The organism is Planotetraspora silvatica (genome assembly GCF_016863315.1).
Classification (GTDB): Bacteria; Actinomycetota; Actinomycetes; order Streptosporangiales; family Streptosporangiaceae; genus Planotetraspora; species Planotetraspora silvatica.
Genome location: NZ_BOOQ01000019.1, coordinates 103,675 through 118,703 on the forward strand (window position 1 = coordinate 103,675; position 15,029 = coordinate 118,703).

General features: G+C 70.8%; 14 protein-coding genes. 8 read left to right on the forward strand and 6 right to left on the reverse strand.

Translation table 11 applies throughout. From position 1 onward, the window contains the following. Nucleotides 1-5: 5 nt before the first annotated feature. The 3 genes from Psi02_RS15140 (at nucleotide 6) to Psi02_RS15150 (ending at nucleotide 5,823) form a co-directional block, all read left to right on the forward strand. Nucleotides 6-3,125, forward strand: coding sequence for an alpha-mannosidase (locus tag Psi02_RS15140; RefSeq protein ID WP_203974575.1), 3,120 nt, complete (start codon nucleotides 6-8; stop codon nucleotides 3,123-3,125). 189 nt (nucleotides 3,126-3,314) lie between these two features. Then, nucleotides 3,315-4,526, forward strand: a complete 1,212-nt coding sequence (locus tag Psi02_RS15145; protein ID WP_203974577.1) for a UDP-N-acetylglucosamine--N-acetylmuramyl-(pentapeptide) pyrophosphoryl-undecaprenol N-acetylglucosamine transferase — start codon at nucleotides 3,315-3,317, stop codon at nucleotides 4,524-4,526. A 238-nt stretch (nucleotides 4,527-4,764) separates the two neighbouring features. Beyond that, complete coding sequence (locus Psi02_RS15150; RefSeq protein ID WP_203974579.1) at nucleotides 4,765-5,823, forward strand: TerC family protein; 1,059 nt, start codon at nucleotides 4,765-4,767, stop codon at nucleotides 5,821-5,823. Nucleotides 5,824-5,897: 74 nt separating this feature from the next. Here the strand turns inward: Psi02_RS15150 and Psi02_RS15155 are convergent, their stop codons facing one another. From Psi02_RS15155 to Psi02_RS15165, 3 genes are read right to left on the reverse strand one after another with little or no spacing between them, the layout of a single operon-like run. Further along, a complete protein-coding gene (locus Psi02_RS15155) occupies nucleotides 5,898-6,542 on the reverse strand; it encodes a response regulator (protein WP_203974581.1) in 645 nt (214 codons plus the stop codon). Continuing rightward, complete coding sequence (locus Psi02_RS15160) at nucleotides 6,533-7,705, reverse strand: sensor histidine kinase (protein WP_203974582.1); 1,173 nt, start codon at nucleotides 7,703-7,705, stop codon at nucleotides 6,533-6,535. The genes Psi02_RS15155 and Psi02_RS15160 overlap by 10 nt, the downstream gene beginning before the upstream one ends. 27 nt (nucleotides 7,706-7,732) lie before the next feature. Further along, nucleotides 7,733-8,371 (reverse strand): DedA family protein, encoded by a 639-nt coding sequence (locus Psi02_RS15165; RefSeq protein ID WP_203974583.1) that lies wholly within the window; start codon nucleotides 8,369-8,371, stop codon nucleotides 7,733-7,735. 176 nt (nucleotides 8,372-8,547) lie between these two features. On the opposite strand from Psi02_RS15165, the gene Psi02_RS15170 reads away from it, so the two are divergent. From Psi02_RS15170 to Psi02_RS15180, 3 genes are read left to right on the forward strand one after another with little or no spacing between them, the layout of a single operon-like run. Next, nucleotides 8,548-8,976: a hypothetical protein gene (locus Psi02_RS15170; RefSeq protein ID WP_203974584.1), complete on the forward strand. Its 429-nt coding sequence runs from the start codon at nucleotides 8,548-8,550 to the stop codon at nucleotides 8,974-8,976. Further along, the gene (locus Psi02_RS15175) at nucleotides 8,970-9,203 is read left to right on the forward strand and encodes a helix-turn-helix transcriptional regulator (RefSeq protein ID WP_203974585.1); all 234 of its coding nucleotides are present in this window, start codon (nucleotides 8,970-8,972) and stop codon (nucleotides 9,201-9,203) included. Before Psi02_RS15170 ends, Psi02_RS15175 begins: the two co-directional genes overlap by 7 nt. Further along, entirely contained in the window at nucleotides 9,200-10,168 is a 969-nt protein-coding gene (locus Psi02_RS15180) for an NAD(P)-dependent alcohol dehydrogenase (RefSeq protein WP_203974586.1), read from the forward strand. Before Psi02_RS15175 ends, Psi02_RS15180 begins: the two co-directional genes overlap by 4 nt. A 12-nt stretch (nucleotides 10,169-10,180) precedes the next feature. On the opposite strand, the gene Psi02_RS15185 is transcribed toward Psi02_RS15180, so the two are convergent. Continuing rightward, the gene (locus Psi02_RS15185) at nucleotides 10,181-10,771 is read right to left on the reverse strand and encodes a helix-turn-helix domain-containing protein (protein ID WP_203974587.1); all 591 of its coding nucleotides are present in this window, start codon (nucleotides 10,769-10,771) and stop codon (nucleotides 10,181-10,183) included. Nucleotides 10,772-10,868: 97 nt separating this feature from the next. Here Psi02_RS15185 and Psi02_RS15190 point away from each other — a divergent pair, with 97 nt between their 5' ends. Together Psi02_RS15190 and Psi02_RS15195 are read left to right on the forward strand one after the other, a co-directional pair. After that, nucleotides 10,869-11,501: a class I SAM-dependent methyltransferase gene (locus tag Psi02_RS15190; protein WP_203974588.1), complete on the forward strand. Its 633-nt coding sequence runs from the start codon at nucleotides 10,869-10,871 to the stop codon at nucleotides 11,499-11,501. Between the two features lie 64 nt (nucleotides 11,502-11,565). Beyond that, nucleotides 11,566-12,543 carry an LLM class F420-dependent oxidoreductase gene (locus tag Psi02_RS15195; RefSeq protein WP_203974590.1) on the forward strand — a complete coding sequence of 326 codons (978 nt, stop codon included), beginning with the start codon at nucleotides 11,566-11,568 and terminating at the stop codon, nucleotides 12,541-12,543. 10 nt (nucleotides 12,544-12,553) lie between these two features. Here the strand turns inward: Psi02_RS15195 and Psi02_RS15200 are convergent, their stop codons facing one another. Both Psi02_RS15200 and Psi02_RS15205 read right to left on the reverse strand, forming a co-directional pair. Beyond that, the gene (locus tag Psi02_RS15200) at nucleotides 12,554-13,171 is read right to left on the reverse strand and encodes a hypothetical protein (RefSeq protein ID WP_203974591.1); all 618 of its coding nucleotides are present in this window, start codon (nucleotides 13,169-13,171) and stop codon (nucleotides 12,554-12,556) included. A 242-nt stretch (nucleotides 13,172-13,413) separates the two neighbouring features. Further along, nucleotides 13,414-14,847 carry an MFS transporter gene (locus Psi02_RS15205; protein ID WP_239094902.1) on the reverse strand — a complete coding sequence of 478 codons (1,434 nt, stop codon included), beginning with the start codon at nucleotides 14,845-14,847 and terminating at the stop codon, nucleotides 13,414-13,416. Between the last annotated feature and the right edge of the window lie 182 nt (nucleotides 14,848-15,029).

Sequence of the window (15,029 nt, forward strand, 5' to 3'; positions counted from 1 at the left end):
CACCGATGCACGATGACCGCGAGCTCGTCGAGGCGCGGATCGACCGGGTGCTGCGGCAGCGCGTCACCCCCGCGATCCACGCCGAGCGCGTCCCGCTGACACTGGCGGCGTGGCACGTCCCCGACGAGCCCGTGCCCGTGGCGGAGGCGCTGGCCGCGGACTACGAGCCGTTCGAGGCGGGCACTCGCTGGGGCCGGCCGTGGTCCACCACCTGGCTGCGCGCGACCGGCACCGTGCCCGCCGAATGGGCCGGGCGCCGGGTCGAGGCCGTCTTCGACCTGGGCTTCATCGGCGACTGGCCGGGCGGCCAGGCCGAGGCGCTCGTCTACGATCTCGGCGGACGGCCCGTCAAGGGAATCGAGCCGCAGAACCAGTACGTCCCCGTCGCCGGCCCCAGCGAGGGCGGCGAGCAGGTCGGGTTCCTGCTGGAGATGGCCGCCAACCCCGACATCCTGGCCGGCGACTTCCTCCCGACGCCGCTGGGCGACAAGGCCACGGCCGGGGACGAGCCGCTCTACCGGCTGGCCTACGCCGACCTCGCCGTCCTCGACGAGAACGTCTGGCACCTGCGCCTGGACATCGAGGTGCTCAAGGAGCTCATGGCGGAGCTGCCCACCGACAGCCCGCGCAGGCACCAGATCCTCCGCGCGCTCGAGCGCTGCATGGACGCCATCGACATCCAGGACGTCTCCGGTACGGCCGAGCAGGCGCGGGCGCTCCTCGTGGACGTGTTGTCCTCCCCCGCGCACGCCAGCGCGCACACCGTCTCCGCGACCGGGCACGCGCACATCGACAGCGCGTGGTTGTGGCCGATCAGGGAGACCAAGCGGAAGACCTCCCGGACCTTCTCCAACGTCACGGCGCTGGCCAAGGACTACCCCGAGTTCGTCTTCTCCGGACCGCAGGCCCAGCAGTACGCGTGGGTCAAGGAGCGTTACCCGGAGATCTTCGAGCGGATGCGCGAAGCGGTCAAGGCGGGCCAGTGGGTGCCCGTCGGCGGCATGTGGGTGGAGGCCGACGGCAACCTGCCCGGCGGCGAGGCCCTGGCCCGTCAGCTCGTCCACGGCAAGCGGTTCTTCATGGACGAGTTCGGGGTGGAGACCCGCGGCGTCTGGCTGCCCGACTCCTTCGGTTACTCCGCCGCGTACCCGCAGCTCGCCCGCCTCGCCGGGAACGACTGGTTCCTCACCCAGAAGATCTCCTGGAACCAGACCAACAAGTTCCCCCACCACACGTTCTGGTGGGAGGGCATCGACGGCACCCGCATCTTCACGCACTTCCCGCCCGCCGACACCTACAACGGCACGTTCAAGGGCGAGGAACTGGCGCACGCCGTAAGGAACTACGCGGAGAAGGGCGCGGGCGTGCGCTCGCTGCTGCCCTTCGGCCACGGGGACGGCGGTGGCGGCCCCACCCGCGAGATGCTGGAGAAGGCCCGGCGCCTGCGCGACCTCGAAGGATCCCCGCGGGTCGTGATCGAGGACCCCAACGAGTTCTTCGCCGCGGCCCGTGCCGAGCAGCCCGACGCGGCCGTCTGGTCCGGCGAGCTCTACCTGGAGCTGCACCGCGCCACCTACACCAGCCAGGCCAGGACCAAGGCGGGCAACCGGCGCAGTGAGCACCTGCTGCGCGAGGCGGAGCTGTGGGCGGCGACCGCCTCCGTGTACGCCGGGTTCGCCTACCCGCACGAGGAGCTGGACCGCCTCTGGAAGATCGTGCTGCTGCACCAGTTCCACGACATCCTGCCGGGCAGCTCGATCGCATGGGTGCACCGCGAGGCCGAGGCGACCTACGCCCAGGTCCGCGCCGACCTCGAGGCGATCATCTCCGCGGCGGCCGCGGCACTGGCCGGGGCCGGGCGGTCCGCGTGGGTGCTGAACACCAGCCCCGAGGCGCGCGCCGAGGTGGTGACCGTCCCCGGCGAGCTCGCGGCCGATCTCACCGGGCACGCCGGCCAGACGCTCGCCGACGGATCGGCCGCCGTCTTCGCCGAGGTGCCCGGTTCCGGCGCCGTACGGCTCGGCGGCTCGGCGACGCCTCCCGCGCCCGTCACCGTGACGGGGACGACGATCGACAACGGCGTGGTCCGGGTGGAGATCGACGAGGCGGGGCTGTTCAGCTCGGTCAGGGACCTGGTGGCGGACCGCGAGGTGCTGGCTCCCGGATCCCGGGGCAACCTGCTGCAGCTCCACACCGACTTCCCGAACCACTGGGACGCCTGGGACATCGACCGGCACTACCGGCGGCAGCACGTCGACCTCACCGAGGCCGACTCGGTCACCGTCGTCGAGAGCGGGCCGCTCGTCGCCGCCGTCAGGATCGAGCGCTCCTTCGGCGCCTCGCGGATCGTCCAGACGGTCCGGGTGAAGGCCGGCAGCCCGCGGATCGAGATCGAGACCGAGATCGACTGGCACGAGCGCGAGAAGATCCTCAAGGCGGCGTTCCCGCTGGACGTGCACGCCGACCGCTCGGCGGCCGAGATCCAGTACGGCCACATCTTCCGCGCGACCCACACCAACACCAGCTGGGACGCGGCCAGGTTCGAGGTCTCCAACCATCGCTGGATCCACCTCGCCGAGCCCGGGTACGGCGTGGCCGTCGCCAACGACTCCACGTACGGCCACGACGTCGGCCGCACCACCCGGCCGGACGGGGGGACCACCACGACCGCCCGGCTCAGCCTGGTCAGGGCGCCCCGCGTCCCCGACCCCGAGGCCGACCAGGGCGGGCACCGCCTGACCTACGCGCTGGTTCCGGGCGCGACCGTCGCCGACGCCGTGGCGTCGGGATACGCCCTCAACATGCCCCTCCGGGTGACGCCGGGCGGGACGGGCGACTCCTCCGCGCCGCTGGTGACGGCGGAGGGCCGTGCCGTACGGATCGAGGCGGTCAAGCTGGCGGACGACCGCTCGGGCGACGTGATCGTCCGGGTGTACGAGTCACTGGGCGGCCGGGGCGTCACACGGCTGCTCCCGGCCTTCCCCGTCACCGCGGTGGAGGTGGACGACCTGCTGGAGCGCCCGCTGGACGGCGAGCAGGTCGCCGTGGACGCCGACGGCGGCATCCCGATCAGGCTCCGGCCGTTCCAGGTGCTGACCCTGCGCCTGCGCCGCGAGGCCTCCTGAGGAACCGTGTGCGAGCCTGCCGGCCCTGGCCGGCAGGCTCGTCCGCGGGGCAGGCTCCTCCGCACGGGAGGCGGGGTGACCCGCCGGTGCGAGGGCCCGTCGACCGCACGCGACGGCGACCCGGATCATCCCGGCACGACGTCGCACGTATTCTTGCTGCGTCCATCGCGTCGCCAGAGTCGGAGCCCCATGAACAGCCCTGAGCCGCCCTTCCGCCTGATCGTCACCGGGGGCGGGACGGGCGGCCACACCTATCCGGCCCTCACCGCGGTGCGCAGCCTGCAGGCCCGGCTCGCCGCCAGGGGTGAGGCACTGCAGGTGCTGTGGGTCGGCACGGCCAGCGGGCTCGAGGCCCGTGTGGCGGCGAGCGAAGGCATCCCGTTCGCGGAGGTCGCGACCGGGAAGGTGCGCCGCTCCCGCAACCCGCTGAAACTGGTCTCACCGGCCAACGTCAAAGACATGGGGCGCGTCCCGCTCGGCGTCGCGCAGGCACGGTCGATCGTCTCCGACTTCCGCCCGGACGTCGTCCTGGCCACCGGCGGCTACGTCGCCGTCCCCGTGGGACTCGCCGCGAAGATGTGCCGCCGCCCTCTCGTCGTCCACGAGCAGACGGTCCGGCTCGGCCTCGCCAACAGGATGCTCGCCCGCGCGGCGACACGCGTGGCGGTGTCGTCCGACTCGACTCTGCCGCTGCTGCCCGACTCGGCCCGGGAGGCCGCCGTCGTCACCGGCAACCCGGTACGGCCCGAGGTGCTGACAGGCCATCCCGGCAAGGCCGTCGACGTCCTGCGCCCGCACGGCTTCGCCTTCGACCACGCCCGGCCCACCGTGTACGTCACCGGTGGAGCCCAGGGGTCGCAGCAGATCAACGGGCTGATCCTGGCCGTGCTCCCGTGGCTGCTCGCCCATGCCAACGTGATCCACCAGTGCGGCCCGGCGAACCTTCTGGACCTCCGGAGCCGCGTCGCCGGACTCCCGCCGGCCCTGGCGGCCCGCTACCACCTCACCGACTACATCGGCCCCGAACTGCCCGACGTCCTGGCTCTGGCCGACGTGGTCGTCTCCCGGTCCGGCGCCGGAACGATCGCCGAACTGACCGCGCTGGGCAAGGCCGCGGTGCTCATACCGCTGGCCGCCTCAGCCGGCGGGGAGCAGGCTCACAACGCGCGTCACCTGCACGAGTCCGGGGCCGCGATCGCCCTGCTCGGCGAGGTGACCCCCGCCCGCCTGCAGGAGGCGGTCGCCCCCCTGCTCGCCGACCCGCGCATGCGCTCCGGGATGGCGGCGCGGGCGCGGGAGCACGGCCGCCCGGACGCGGCCGAGCGGCTCGTCGACGTCGTCCTGTCCGTCGCCCACCGCCGACGCCCGGCCCCTCCGACCGGGGCTTTCGGCCCGCTCTGACCGGCACTTTCGGCGACGCACCGTGGCCGACACCGGGCGCACCGTGTCCACCCGCCTTGACCTGCACCACGTGTTACGGGGAAAATGGGCCCGAGACAGTGGAGGGGAGTACTCCTTCGCGGCCCGTCGTCATCACGGACTGTAACGTCCCGGCGCGGCCGGCTCGCCCGAGGCGAGCGGAGAAGACCTCCGACAGACGTACCAACGCCCAGTCGGAGGATCACGCATGCCACCACCTATGTCCGTGCCCGCTTGGGTCTGGGCCGCGGCCCTGGCCGGTCTGCTCGCACTCATCCTGCTCGACCTCGTCGTGGTCGACCGGAAACCTCACAAGATCAGCGTGGCCGAGGCGGCGAAGTGGGTCGCGTTCTACATCGGCTGCGCCGTGGCCTTCGGAATCGGCGTATGGATCTTCGGGGGAAGCGACCAGGCGGCCGGCTTCGCCACCGGATACATCACCGAGTATTCGCTGAGCGTCGACAACCTCTTCATCTTCATGATCATCATGACGAACTTCGCGGTGCCCGAGATCCATCAGCACCGGGTGCTGCTCATCGGGATCATGATGGCGCTGGTCATGCGGGGCGTCTTCATCGGCGTGGGCGCGCAGGCAGTCCAGAACTTCAGCTGGATCTTCTGGATCTTCGGCGGAATCCTCATCTACACCGCCTGGAAGTTCGCCTCCGACAAACAGGAGTCCGAGGAGTACGACCCCAATGGGGGCCTCGTACGCCTGGTCCGCAAACTGTTCCCGGTGACGGACGACTACCACGGGTCACGGCTGACGATCAAACGGGACGGCCGGCGCTGGGTGACCCCGATGTTCATCGTCATCGTCGCCATCGGCGGGGCGGACCTCGTCTTCGCCGTCGACTCCATCCCGGCCATCTTCGGCATCACCCAGGACGCGTTCCTGGTCTTCGCGGCCAACGCGTTCGCCCTGATGGGGCTCAGGCAGCTCTACTTCCTGCTCGGCGGACTGGTGGAGAAGCTCGTCTACCTCTCCCACGGCCTGGCGGTCATCCTCGGCTTCATCGGCGTCAAGCTGGTGATGCACGCCCTGCACGAGAACGAGTTGCCGTTCATCAACGGCGGCGAGCACGTCACCTGGGTGCCGGAGATCAACAACTGGGTCTCCCTCGGCGTCATCGTGTCGGTCCTCGGCGTCACCACGCTGGCCAGCATCCTCAAGACCCGGCGGGACGGGCAGCGAGACGGGCAGGGAGGCGGCGACGGGACGTCCGCCGTCGAGGCCGAGCCGCCCGCGCCGGAAGTGGCCGGCAACGCACCGCACTGACGGGCGGGACTCTCCCGGTCTCCGCCCGGCGCGGGCGCATCGTCCGCGCCGGCCGGAGACCGATGGGCGGCCGGTCAGCTGCCGAGATAGCGGAGGACGGCGAGCACGCGCAGGCTGTACCCCGAGGTGTGCGACAGCTCGAGCTTGTCGAAGATCGCACTGATGTGCTTTTCGACCGCGCTCTGGGAGACGTGGAGGAGCTCGGCGATCGAGGCGTTCGTGTAACCCTGCGCCATCGCGTCGAGCACCTCCCTTTCACGCGGCGTCAGGTGACTGAGCGGATCGGTGTGGGTCGTCCTGGCGAGGAGCTGCCGCACCACCTCCGGGTCGAAGGCCGCGCCTCCCGCCCCGACCCGTTCCAGCGCGTCCATGAACTCGCCGACCTGGGCGACCCGGTCCTTCAGCAGATATCCCACTCCGGCGGTGTCCGCGGTGATCAGCTCCGTGGCGTAGCGCTTCTCGACGTACTGGGAGAGCACCAGGACGGCGATGCCCGGCCGGCGGCGGCGGATCTCCAGCGCGGCCCGCAGGCCCTCGTCGGTGTGCGTGGGCGGCATACGGATGTCCACGACCACCAGGTCGGGGCGGTGCGCGTCGACGGCGTCGAGCAGCGCCTGCCCGTCACCGACCGCGGCGACGACCTCGTGCCCCTCCTCGACGAGCAGCCGGATCAGTCCTTCACGGAGCAACGTCGAATCCTCAGCGAGAATCAGTCGCATGGGAACTCCGCGGTGATGATCGTCGGGCCGCTCAGGGGGCTGTCCACGGCGAAGCGCCCGTCGAGGGCGGCGACTCTGCGCGCCAGACCGGACAGTCCGCCGCCCGACGGATCGGCACCGCCGGATCCGTCGTCGCTCACCCGCACGACGATCATTCCGCCCTCCTCCTTGATCTCTACGACGACCTCCCCTGCCCCCGAATGCTTGGCCGCGTTGGCGACGGCCTCCCGTACGACGAAGTAGGCGGCGGTCTCGACCGTGCCCGCGGGACGCCGGGCCAGGCCGTACCGGACGGTGACCGGGACACCGGCTCGTCCCGCGACGGCCGAGAGCGCGTCGTGCAGGCCGAGGGAGTCGAGTCCGCTCGGGTAGATCCGCCAGGCCACGTCGCGCAACTCGTTCAGCGCCTCCTGGGCCTCCTGCTGGGCCTGGCGGAGGAGATCCTCCAGATGTTCCTGCGAGCGTCCCCTCCGGGCCCGGCCGATCAGCAGGGCCAGGGCCACGAGCCGCTGCTGGACCCCGTCGTGGAGGTCCCGTTCGATCCGGCGCCGCTCCTGGTCGACCACGGTCACGATGCCCGCCCGGCTCTCCGCCAGTTCGGCGACGCGCCGTTCCAGCGCCTCGGTGGAACTCGGGCCGAGGAAACGCCGGGCGATCCCCAGTTCCAGGGCCGCGACCCCGACGATCCCCATGATGTCGAGGAAGAGCATGACCACCCCGGCGACCGCGAGATAGGCCACGATCCAGGGGGTGGGCGGGATGCCGTCCGGGCTCTCTCCCCGCGCCCACCCGGCCACGAACGACACCCCGGTGGCGGCGCCGAGGCCCAGCAGGAACAGCACCAGGCCGCCCAGCACGCCGACGAGCCATCGGACGGCGAGGTAGGCGATCGCCCGGCCTCCGCGGTGTGCGGAGACGACCTGGCCGCCGAACAGGCCCAGCCGCCGGACCTCCAGTTCGGCCAGCCCGCCGGCGGCGAGGAGAACCAGTCGCGCCGACGCCGGCCCCGGCCGCCGATGGACGCGCGACACGAGCAGGATGGGCCCGGCCACGAGGAGGAAGACGATTTCGACCGCGGCGGTCAGCGTCCCCAGGACGAGCGCCGCCAGCACCCGCCCCGCCCGTGCCGCCCGCGTGATCAGACGTTCCCGCCGCTCAGGCATGGACGGCTCCGCGGCTCGCACCACGCGTCACCGGGCGTGTCTGCCCGCGCCGTGGCGCTCGCGCAGCCGGACGGCGACGAAACCGGCCACGGCCACGACCACCGCCACCACGACGACCTTGGACAGGATCCCCACGTACTGCTCCACCAGAGGCCAGCTCTCCCCGAGCAGATATCCCGCCATCACGAAGATCGTATTCCAGATGAGACTCCCGGAGAGGGTGAGGGCGAGGAAGGTGCCCATCGGCATGCGCTCCACGCCCGCGGGAACCGAGATGAGGCTGCGGAACAGCGGGATCATCCGCCCGAGGAACACCGTCTTCGCACCATGCCGGCCGAACCATGCCTCCGCCTTCTCGATGTCGGCGACCTTGACCAGGGGCAGCCTCGCCGCGATCGCCACCGTACGCTCCCGCCCGAGCAGCGCGCCGACCCAGTAGAGCGCGAGCGCCCCGATCACCGATCCCAGGGTCGTCCAGCACAGAGCGGCGACGAGACTCATGTCGCCCCTGCTCGCGGTGAAGCCCGCCAGGGGCAGGATCACCTCGCTCGGCAGTGGCGGGAAGAGATTCTCCAGAGCGATCGCCAGGCCCGCTCCCGGCGCCCCGAACCCCTCCATCAGTCCGATCGCCCACCCGGTGATTCCGTCAAGATCAGCTGCGTTCATGAGACGAACCTACGAAGCGGCGGGTGCGGGGGCCATGTGGCCGGCCGCCGGGCCCCGGATGGATCACCGGAGTCCGGGGGGTGGGGAAAACCGCACCATGAAGACAGGACGGACGTCCCGCGCAATCGATGTAAAGAAAACTAGACATCATGTCCGGGTTGCTTTACATTCAAGCCATGGCATTCGAAGAGAAACGCGCGTGGATCATGGTGGTGGTCACGATCGTCGCGTACGCGACCTACCTCGCCGTCGTCCTGGGGCGGGCGGGCGACATCCCGCTCGCCGAGGTTCCGTACGCGGGGGCGCTGCTGTGGACCGTCGGCGGCGCGGTCGTGGCGTCGATCGTGCTCCACATCGTGGTCGCGATCGCCTCGCCCGAAGAGGCCGACCAGAAGGACCAGCGCGACCGGGAGATCAACCGGTTCGGCGAACACATCGGCCAGTCGTTCGTCGTCATCGGCGGCGTGGCGGCGCTCGCCATGGCGATGGCCGAGCTCGACTACTTCTGGATCGCCAACGTGATCTATCTGATGTTCGTCCTGTCGTCGCTCCTCGGATCGACGGCCAAGATCTTCGCCTACCGCGGGGGCTTCCAGACGTGGTGAAGCCGACCCGGGTCACCAACACGATCCGGTCCCTGCGATTCGCGGACGGCGAGATGACACAGGCGGAACTGGCCCGTCGCATCGGCGTGACCCGCCAGACCGTCATCGCCATCGAACAGGGCCGCTACTCCCCCTCTCTGGAGATGGCCTTCCAGATCGCCCGGGTGTTCGGCGTTCCGCTCGACGAGGTGTTCCAGTACGGCGACAGCGAAGGAGAAACGCCATGAAGGCGATCGCGCACGACAGGTACGGCCCGCCCGGCGTCCTGCGACTCGATGACGTCGACATGCCGGAGCCGGGGGACGACGAGGTGCTCGTCCGCGTCCACGCGGCCGGCGTCGATCCGGGCGTCTGGCACCTCACGACGGGCCTGCCGTACGCCGTCCGCCTCGGCTACGGGCTCCGTGCGCCCAGGACCCGTGTCCGGGGCATGGACATGGCGGGGCGGGTCGAGAGGGCCGGGAGGAACGTGACCCGGTTCAAGCCGGGTGACCAGGTGTTCGGCTCCTGCGACGGCGCCTTCGCCGAGTACGCGTGCGCCCGGCAGGACAGGCTCGCGCCGAAACCGGCGAACCTCACCTTCGAGCAGGCGGCGGCCGTCCCCGTCTCCGGGTGCACGGCCCTCCAGAGTCTTCGCGACAAGGGAGAGGTGCGGCCGGGACAGAGGGTCCTGATCATCGGCGCGGCGGGAGGCGTGGGGACGTTCGCGGTGCAACTGGCCAAGGCGTTCGGAGCGCACGTCACCGGCGTGTGCAGCACGACGAAGACGGAACTGGTCCGGTCGATCGGCGCGGACGACGTCGTCGACTACACGCGCGACGACTTCGCGGACGCGGGGCACCGCTACGACCTCATCCTCGACACCGCGGGCCTTCGCTCGTTGTCGCACCTCCGACGTGCCCTCACCCCCCGGGGGACCCTCGTCATCGTCGGAGGCGAAGGGAAAGGACGTTGGCTCGGCGGCACGGATCGCATGCTGAGGGCGCTCCTGCTGGCGCCGTTCATCGGCCAGCGGCTGCGCGGGCTGTTCTCCACCCAGCGTCAGGACGACCTGCGGCTCCTGGCCGAGCTCATCGAGGCCGGCGAGGTCACGCCGGTCATCGACAGGACGTACGCGCTGGAGGAGGTCCCCGAGGCCGTCCGGCATGTGGCGGAGGGCCGGGCCCGCGGCAAGGTCGTCGTCACCGTGTGAGACCCGCGCACGTCAGGAACCCTTCGGGCGGGCCCGCACGTGCAGCCGCTCCCCCTGCGGGCCGAACAGCATGAGGACCTCGACCGGCCGGGATCCGGCGTTGGCGAACGCGTGCGGCACGCGGGTGTCGAACTCGGCGACCTCCCCGGCGGCGAGGACGAGGTCGTGTTCGCCGAGGACCAAGCGCAGCCGGCCGGAGAGCACATAGAGCCACTCGTAGCCTTCGTGGACCTTCTGCTCCAGATCTCCGCACTCCGCGCCTCCCCCGGGGATGATCGCCTTGTAGGCGAGGAGCCCGCCGGACTGACGGGTCAGCGGCACGAAGGTTCTGCCGTTCCGGGTGAAGGGACGCATGTGGACGCGGGGGTCGCCGGTCGCCGGCGCGCCGACCAGTTCGTCCAATTGCACGCCGTAAGCCTTCGCCAGAGGCAACAGCAGTTCCAGAGTCGGTTTGCGCTGCCCGGACTCCAGTCGGGACAGCGTGCTGAGCGAGATGCCGGTCGTCTCGCTCAGCTGGGCCAACGTGGTGTCCCTCTCCCGGCGGAGGGCGCGCAGTCGCGGGCCCACCGCCGTCAGCACGCTCGCGAGGTCGTCTTCTTCCATCCCTCTATTTGCCGGTCCGGCAAGCAGGTTTGTCAACTTCCGCCGTCCAGGTGGAGCATTCGTGGTCTCAACAGAACGCACGGGAGGACGGACACCGATGACCGAGGACACCATGTCGGATGAGGAGTTCTGGGACGCCCGCTACGGGCACGACGAGCAGGTCTGGAGCGGGAACCCCAATGTCATCCTGGTCCGCGAAGTCACCGATCTCGAGCCGGGCAGGGCACTGGACCTGGGATGCGGCGAGGGAGCCGACGCGATCTGGCTCGCCCGGCGAGGGTGGCACGTGACCGCCACCGACATATCCCGCGTCGTCCTCAGCCGCGCCGCCCGGCACGCGGAGTCCGCGGGCGTCGCCGACCTCGTCGACTGGCAGCACCACGATCTCGGCGCGTCCTTCCCCGCCGGCGAGTTCGATCTCGTCTCCGCCCATTTCCTGCACTCGCTCGGGGACATGCCGCGGGAGCGGATCCTGCGGACCGCGGCCGCGGCCGTCGCACCCGGCGGCGTGCTGCTGGTCGTCGGCCATTCGGGACCTCCCCCCTGGGATCACGAGCATGCCCACGTGGTGCTGCCGTCGCCGGAGGAGGTCCTCGAAGCCCTCCGTCTCCCGGACGGGCAGTGGGAGGTCCTGCTCTGCGAGGAACACGAGCGGTTCCAGACCGCCCCCGACGGAAGCCCCGCCACGCGGACGGACAACGTCGTCAAGGTCCGCCGCCTGCGCGAATGACCTCGATGCCGGACGCCCGCGTATTCTCCATGTCGCCAAACCTGACCGTCCTGGAGCGTGTCGCGTGACGATCCCCCATCTCTCGGTGTCCCTGGGCTACTGGCAGGACCGCCCTCCGGAGGAGGCGCTGCTCACCGCCGAGACCGCCGACCGGCTCGGGTACGGCGAGCTGTGGATCGGCGAGATGGCCACGTACGACGCGTTCGCCCTGGCCGTCCGGATCGCCGGCGTCACCGGGGCGATCGCGCTGACCCTCGGCCCGCTGCCCGTCTCCGTGCGCGACCCGATGACCATCGCCCGCGGGGCGGCCTCGGTCGCCGGCCTCACCGGCAGGCGGATCGGCGTCGCCATCGGCACCTCCAGCGACGTCGTCGTCGCCGGCTGGCACGGCCGCGACCGGCGACGGGCGGGCACGGCCCTGCGGGAGTCGGCGGTCGCGCTGCGGCAGTTGCTCGACGGGCACAAGACCACGTTCGAGGGCGAGGTGGTGCGGACCCGCGGTTATCACCTGCGGCTGCCCGCGCCCGAGTCCGAGCTCACCGTCGCGGCGTTCGGACCGGCGGCGGTGCGCACCGCCGCCCTCCACGCCGACCGGATGGTGCTGAACCTCATCACCCCGCGTTCCGCCGCGGTCCTCGTCGAGCGGATGCGGGACGAGGCCGAGCAGGCGGACCGTGCCGCGCCGAGGGTGGCCGCCTGGGTGACCGCGGCCGTCGACCCGTCCGAGGCGGCGCTGGAGCAGATCCGCCGGGCCGTCGTCGGCTATCTCGCCGCCCCCGGATACGGCGAGATGTTCGGCGAGGCCGGCTTCGAGGATCTGGTGCGATTCGCCAGGACCCGGCCGCACCCGCGTGACCTGCTCGCCGAGATCCCGGATGAGCTGGTCGCGGCGGTCGGACTCGTCGGGGACGGCGACGCCGTACGTGCCCGCCTCGAGGAGTACGCGGCCGCCGGCGTCGACGAGGTCGCGCTCGTCCCCGTCAGCGTCCCCGACGATCCCCGCGGCGGCAGGACCCTGACGGCGCTGCGCGCCCTGACCTGACCGGCCGCTCCTACTCGCGCTCACGCAGGTGCGGCTGGCCGGACAGGTGCCGGCCCCGCCCGAAGGTGCTGCCGAGCAGGACATATCCAAGCGCGTACGGTGCGGCACCGATGATCTCGAAGAGCGATGTGATCATTGAATGCGGCCCGAAGCCGAACAGCGCCGCAGTGCCACCGAGCGCGTACACCACGCCACCGAATCCCAGCAGCAGACCGGTCCACCGCTGGCCGTACCGGTTGAGCAGAAGGGCGAGCAGCACGTACCCCAGAGGAAAGAGGACATTCGCCGCCAGCACGATGATGCTGCCCTCGATGTCGAGATCCGCGGACGTGTGCACGATGTCGGGCGCGTACTTGGCCGCCACCGGGTTGTGGCCGCCGTCGAAGATGATGAGACCGAACCAGAACATGGTCCCGGCAAGAGCGGTGTACAGCGCCGCGAGTCCTCGCGGACCGAACCCGCGCATGCCCAGAGCCAGCACACCGGCCAGGCAGGTCGCCTGCACCAGCAGGCTGATCGCTTCCATGGAATGGGTGAACGCGTACCACTCGGCGTGCGCCGCAATGGCGTGCCCGTCGCGCGCCGGGTGCAGTATGACGGTGAGCAGGAACAGCGGCCCCCCGATCATCGCGGTTATCTTCACCATCATCCGTACATGCCGAGTGTCGTCTTCGGCATCGCCTTGACGAAGGCGGCCGCGAGGCGTCACGGCACCTTGCGCCGAGTGGTGGACAGTCATCGTTGTTCTCCTCATCTGCTGGTTCAGACCGATGTGCCGTCGATTCGCCTGCGTGCAGGTGGGCTCTGTGTTCGGGCACGCGACTCATGGGCGTGGGTGTCAGGTATGCGGTGCGCAGTTGACGCGTGGCACTAGTGGGTGTGCGGAATCGCACCGGCGGGTGCGACGCCTGCGGGCACGATGATCGCGGCCAGCACGGCGGCGACCACGGCCGCGACAGCACTGACCGTGAAGGCGTGGGCGACCCCGGACGTGCTGATGTCGCCGGTCACGCCGCCGACGGCGACGCTGGACAGGACGGCGACCCCGAGCGCGCCGCCGAGTTCGTGGAAGGTGTTCACGATTCCCGAGCGTGTGCCCGCCTCGTCGGGGACGACCCCGCTCAGCGCCGCGGTGACCGCCGTGACCAGCGCGGCGCCGACACCGATCGCTGCCACGCTGAGCCCGGCGACCAGACCGACCGGGCCGCCCGCGGCGGCCGCCAGCCCGGAACCGAGCGCGGCGACTGCCAACGCGCCCGCGGCGAGCACGCGCCCGTCGAGCTTCGTGACGGCCTGGCTGCCGCCGTGGGCCCCGATGATCGTGCAGAGCGCGATCGGCAGGAAGGCCAGACCGGTCCCCGCAGCGCTGTAGCCATGAAGGCGCTGGAGGTAGAACGACCCGAGGTAGAACGCGCCCACCAACAGGCCGGTGGCGACCAGCATCAGCATCACCCCGGCCACCACCGGACGACCGGTCAGCACCCGCAACGGCATCAGCGGTGCGACGGCCACGCGCTCGACCAGCACGAACACCCCGTACAGCAGAACCGCCACGGCCAACGGCACGAGCGTCGACACCGCGAGCCAACCGTGTCCGCCGACGTTGACCAGCCCGTATATGGCGGCGCCGGTGGCGAGGGTGACCGAGAGCGCCCCGGCCGCATCCACCTGGACCGGCCCGGACCGGTGTCGCCACCTGGCGGGAATCACCATGGGCGTCAGCGCCAGGACGATCAGCCCGGCCGGCACGTTGATGAAGAACACCCACCGCCAGCCCGGGCCAGACGTCAGCAGGCCGCCGAGAATCACGCCCAGGGCCGAACCCGCACCGGCGATCGCCGCCCATATGCCCAGTGCCCTTGCGCGGTCCTTGCCGGCGAAGGTCGTGGTGACCATCGACAGCGCTGCCGGTGACATCAACGCCGCCCCGACGCCCTGCGCCGCACGACCGGCCAGCAGCATCGCCGCGTCGGCCGCGAGTCCGCTGACCAGCGACGCGACAACGAAGATCGCCAGACCGCCGAGGAGCACCCGGCGGGCACCGAACATGTCGGTGGCGCGGCCGCCGAGCAGCATGAGACCGCCGAAGACCAACGTGTACGTCGTCAGCACCCACGGCATGATCCCCCGGTGCAGCGCCAGGTCGACGCCGATGTCGGGCAGCGCCACGTTCACGACGGTCACGTCGAGAACGAGCATGAACTGTGCGACGCTCAACAGCCCCAGCAGCCACCACCGCCGCGCGTCAGGCGATTCGGCGTGCTCCCGGTCGTTGGAGATGGGCAACGGTGACATAGCCGCCATGGCCTGCTCCCTCCTCTGTGTCAACGGCCGCCGCGTACACGATCGGCCTCCGCGGAACTAACTTGAACATGTCTGTTCGGGTTAAACGCTAGCATTAACTCCTACACGGGTGTTCGACTTAACTCAAGCCATGGCGAAGCGGTACGCGGCCACCAGGAGGGGCCGGACATTTCTGGCTCCTT

Coding starts and splice junctions, on each gene's coding strand:
- Psi02_RS15180 (WP_203974586.1), top strand. CDS start 9,200: ATGAAGGCGATCGCGCACGACAGGTACGGCCCGCCCGGCGTCCTGCGA.
- Psi02_RS15190 (WP_203974588.1), top strand. CDS start 10,869: ATGACCGAGGACACCATGTCGGATGAGGAGTTCTGGGACGCCCGCTAC.
- Psi02_RS15160 (WP_203974582.1), bottom strand. CDS start 7,705: ATGCCTGAGCGGCGGGAACGTCTGATCACGCGGGCGGCACGGGCGGGG.
- Psi02_RS15150 (WP_203974579.1), top strand. CDS start 4,765: ATGTCCGTGCCCGCTTGGGTCTGGGCCGCGGCCCTGGCCGGTCTGCTC.
- Psi02_RS15140 (WP_203974575.1), top strand. CDS start 6: ATGCACGATGACCGCGAGCTCGTCGAGGCGCGGATCGACCGGGTGCTG.
- Psi02_RS15205 (WP_239094902.1), bottom strand. CDS start 14,847: ATGGCGGCTATGTCACCGTTGCCCATCTCCAACGACCGGGAGCACGCC.
- Psi02_RS15145 (WP_203974577.1), top strand. CDS start 3,315: ATGAACAGCCCTGAGCCGCCCTTCCGCCTGATCGTCACCGGGGGCGGG.
- Psi02_RS15200 (WP_203974591.1), bottom strand. CDS start 13,171: ATGATCGGGGGGCCGCTGTTCCTGCTCACCGTCATACTGCACCCGGCG.
- Psi02_RS15170 (WP_203974584.1), top strand. CDS start 8,548: ATGGCATTCGAAGAGAAACGCGCGTGGATCATGGTGGTGGTCACGATC.
- Psi02_RS15155 (WP_203974581.1), bottom strand. CDS start 6,542: ATGCGACTGATTCTCGCTGAGGATTCGACGTTGCTCCGTGAAGGACTG.
- Psi02_RS15185 (WP_203974587.1), bottom strand. CDS start 10,771: ATGGAAGAAGACGACCTCGCGAGCGTGCTGACGGCGGTGGGCCCGCGA.
- Psi02_RS15165 (WP_203974583.1), bottom strand. CDS start 8,371: ATGAACGCAGCTGATCTTGACGGAATCACCGGGTGGGCGATCGGACTG.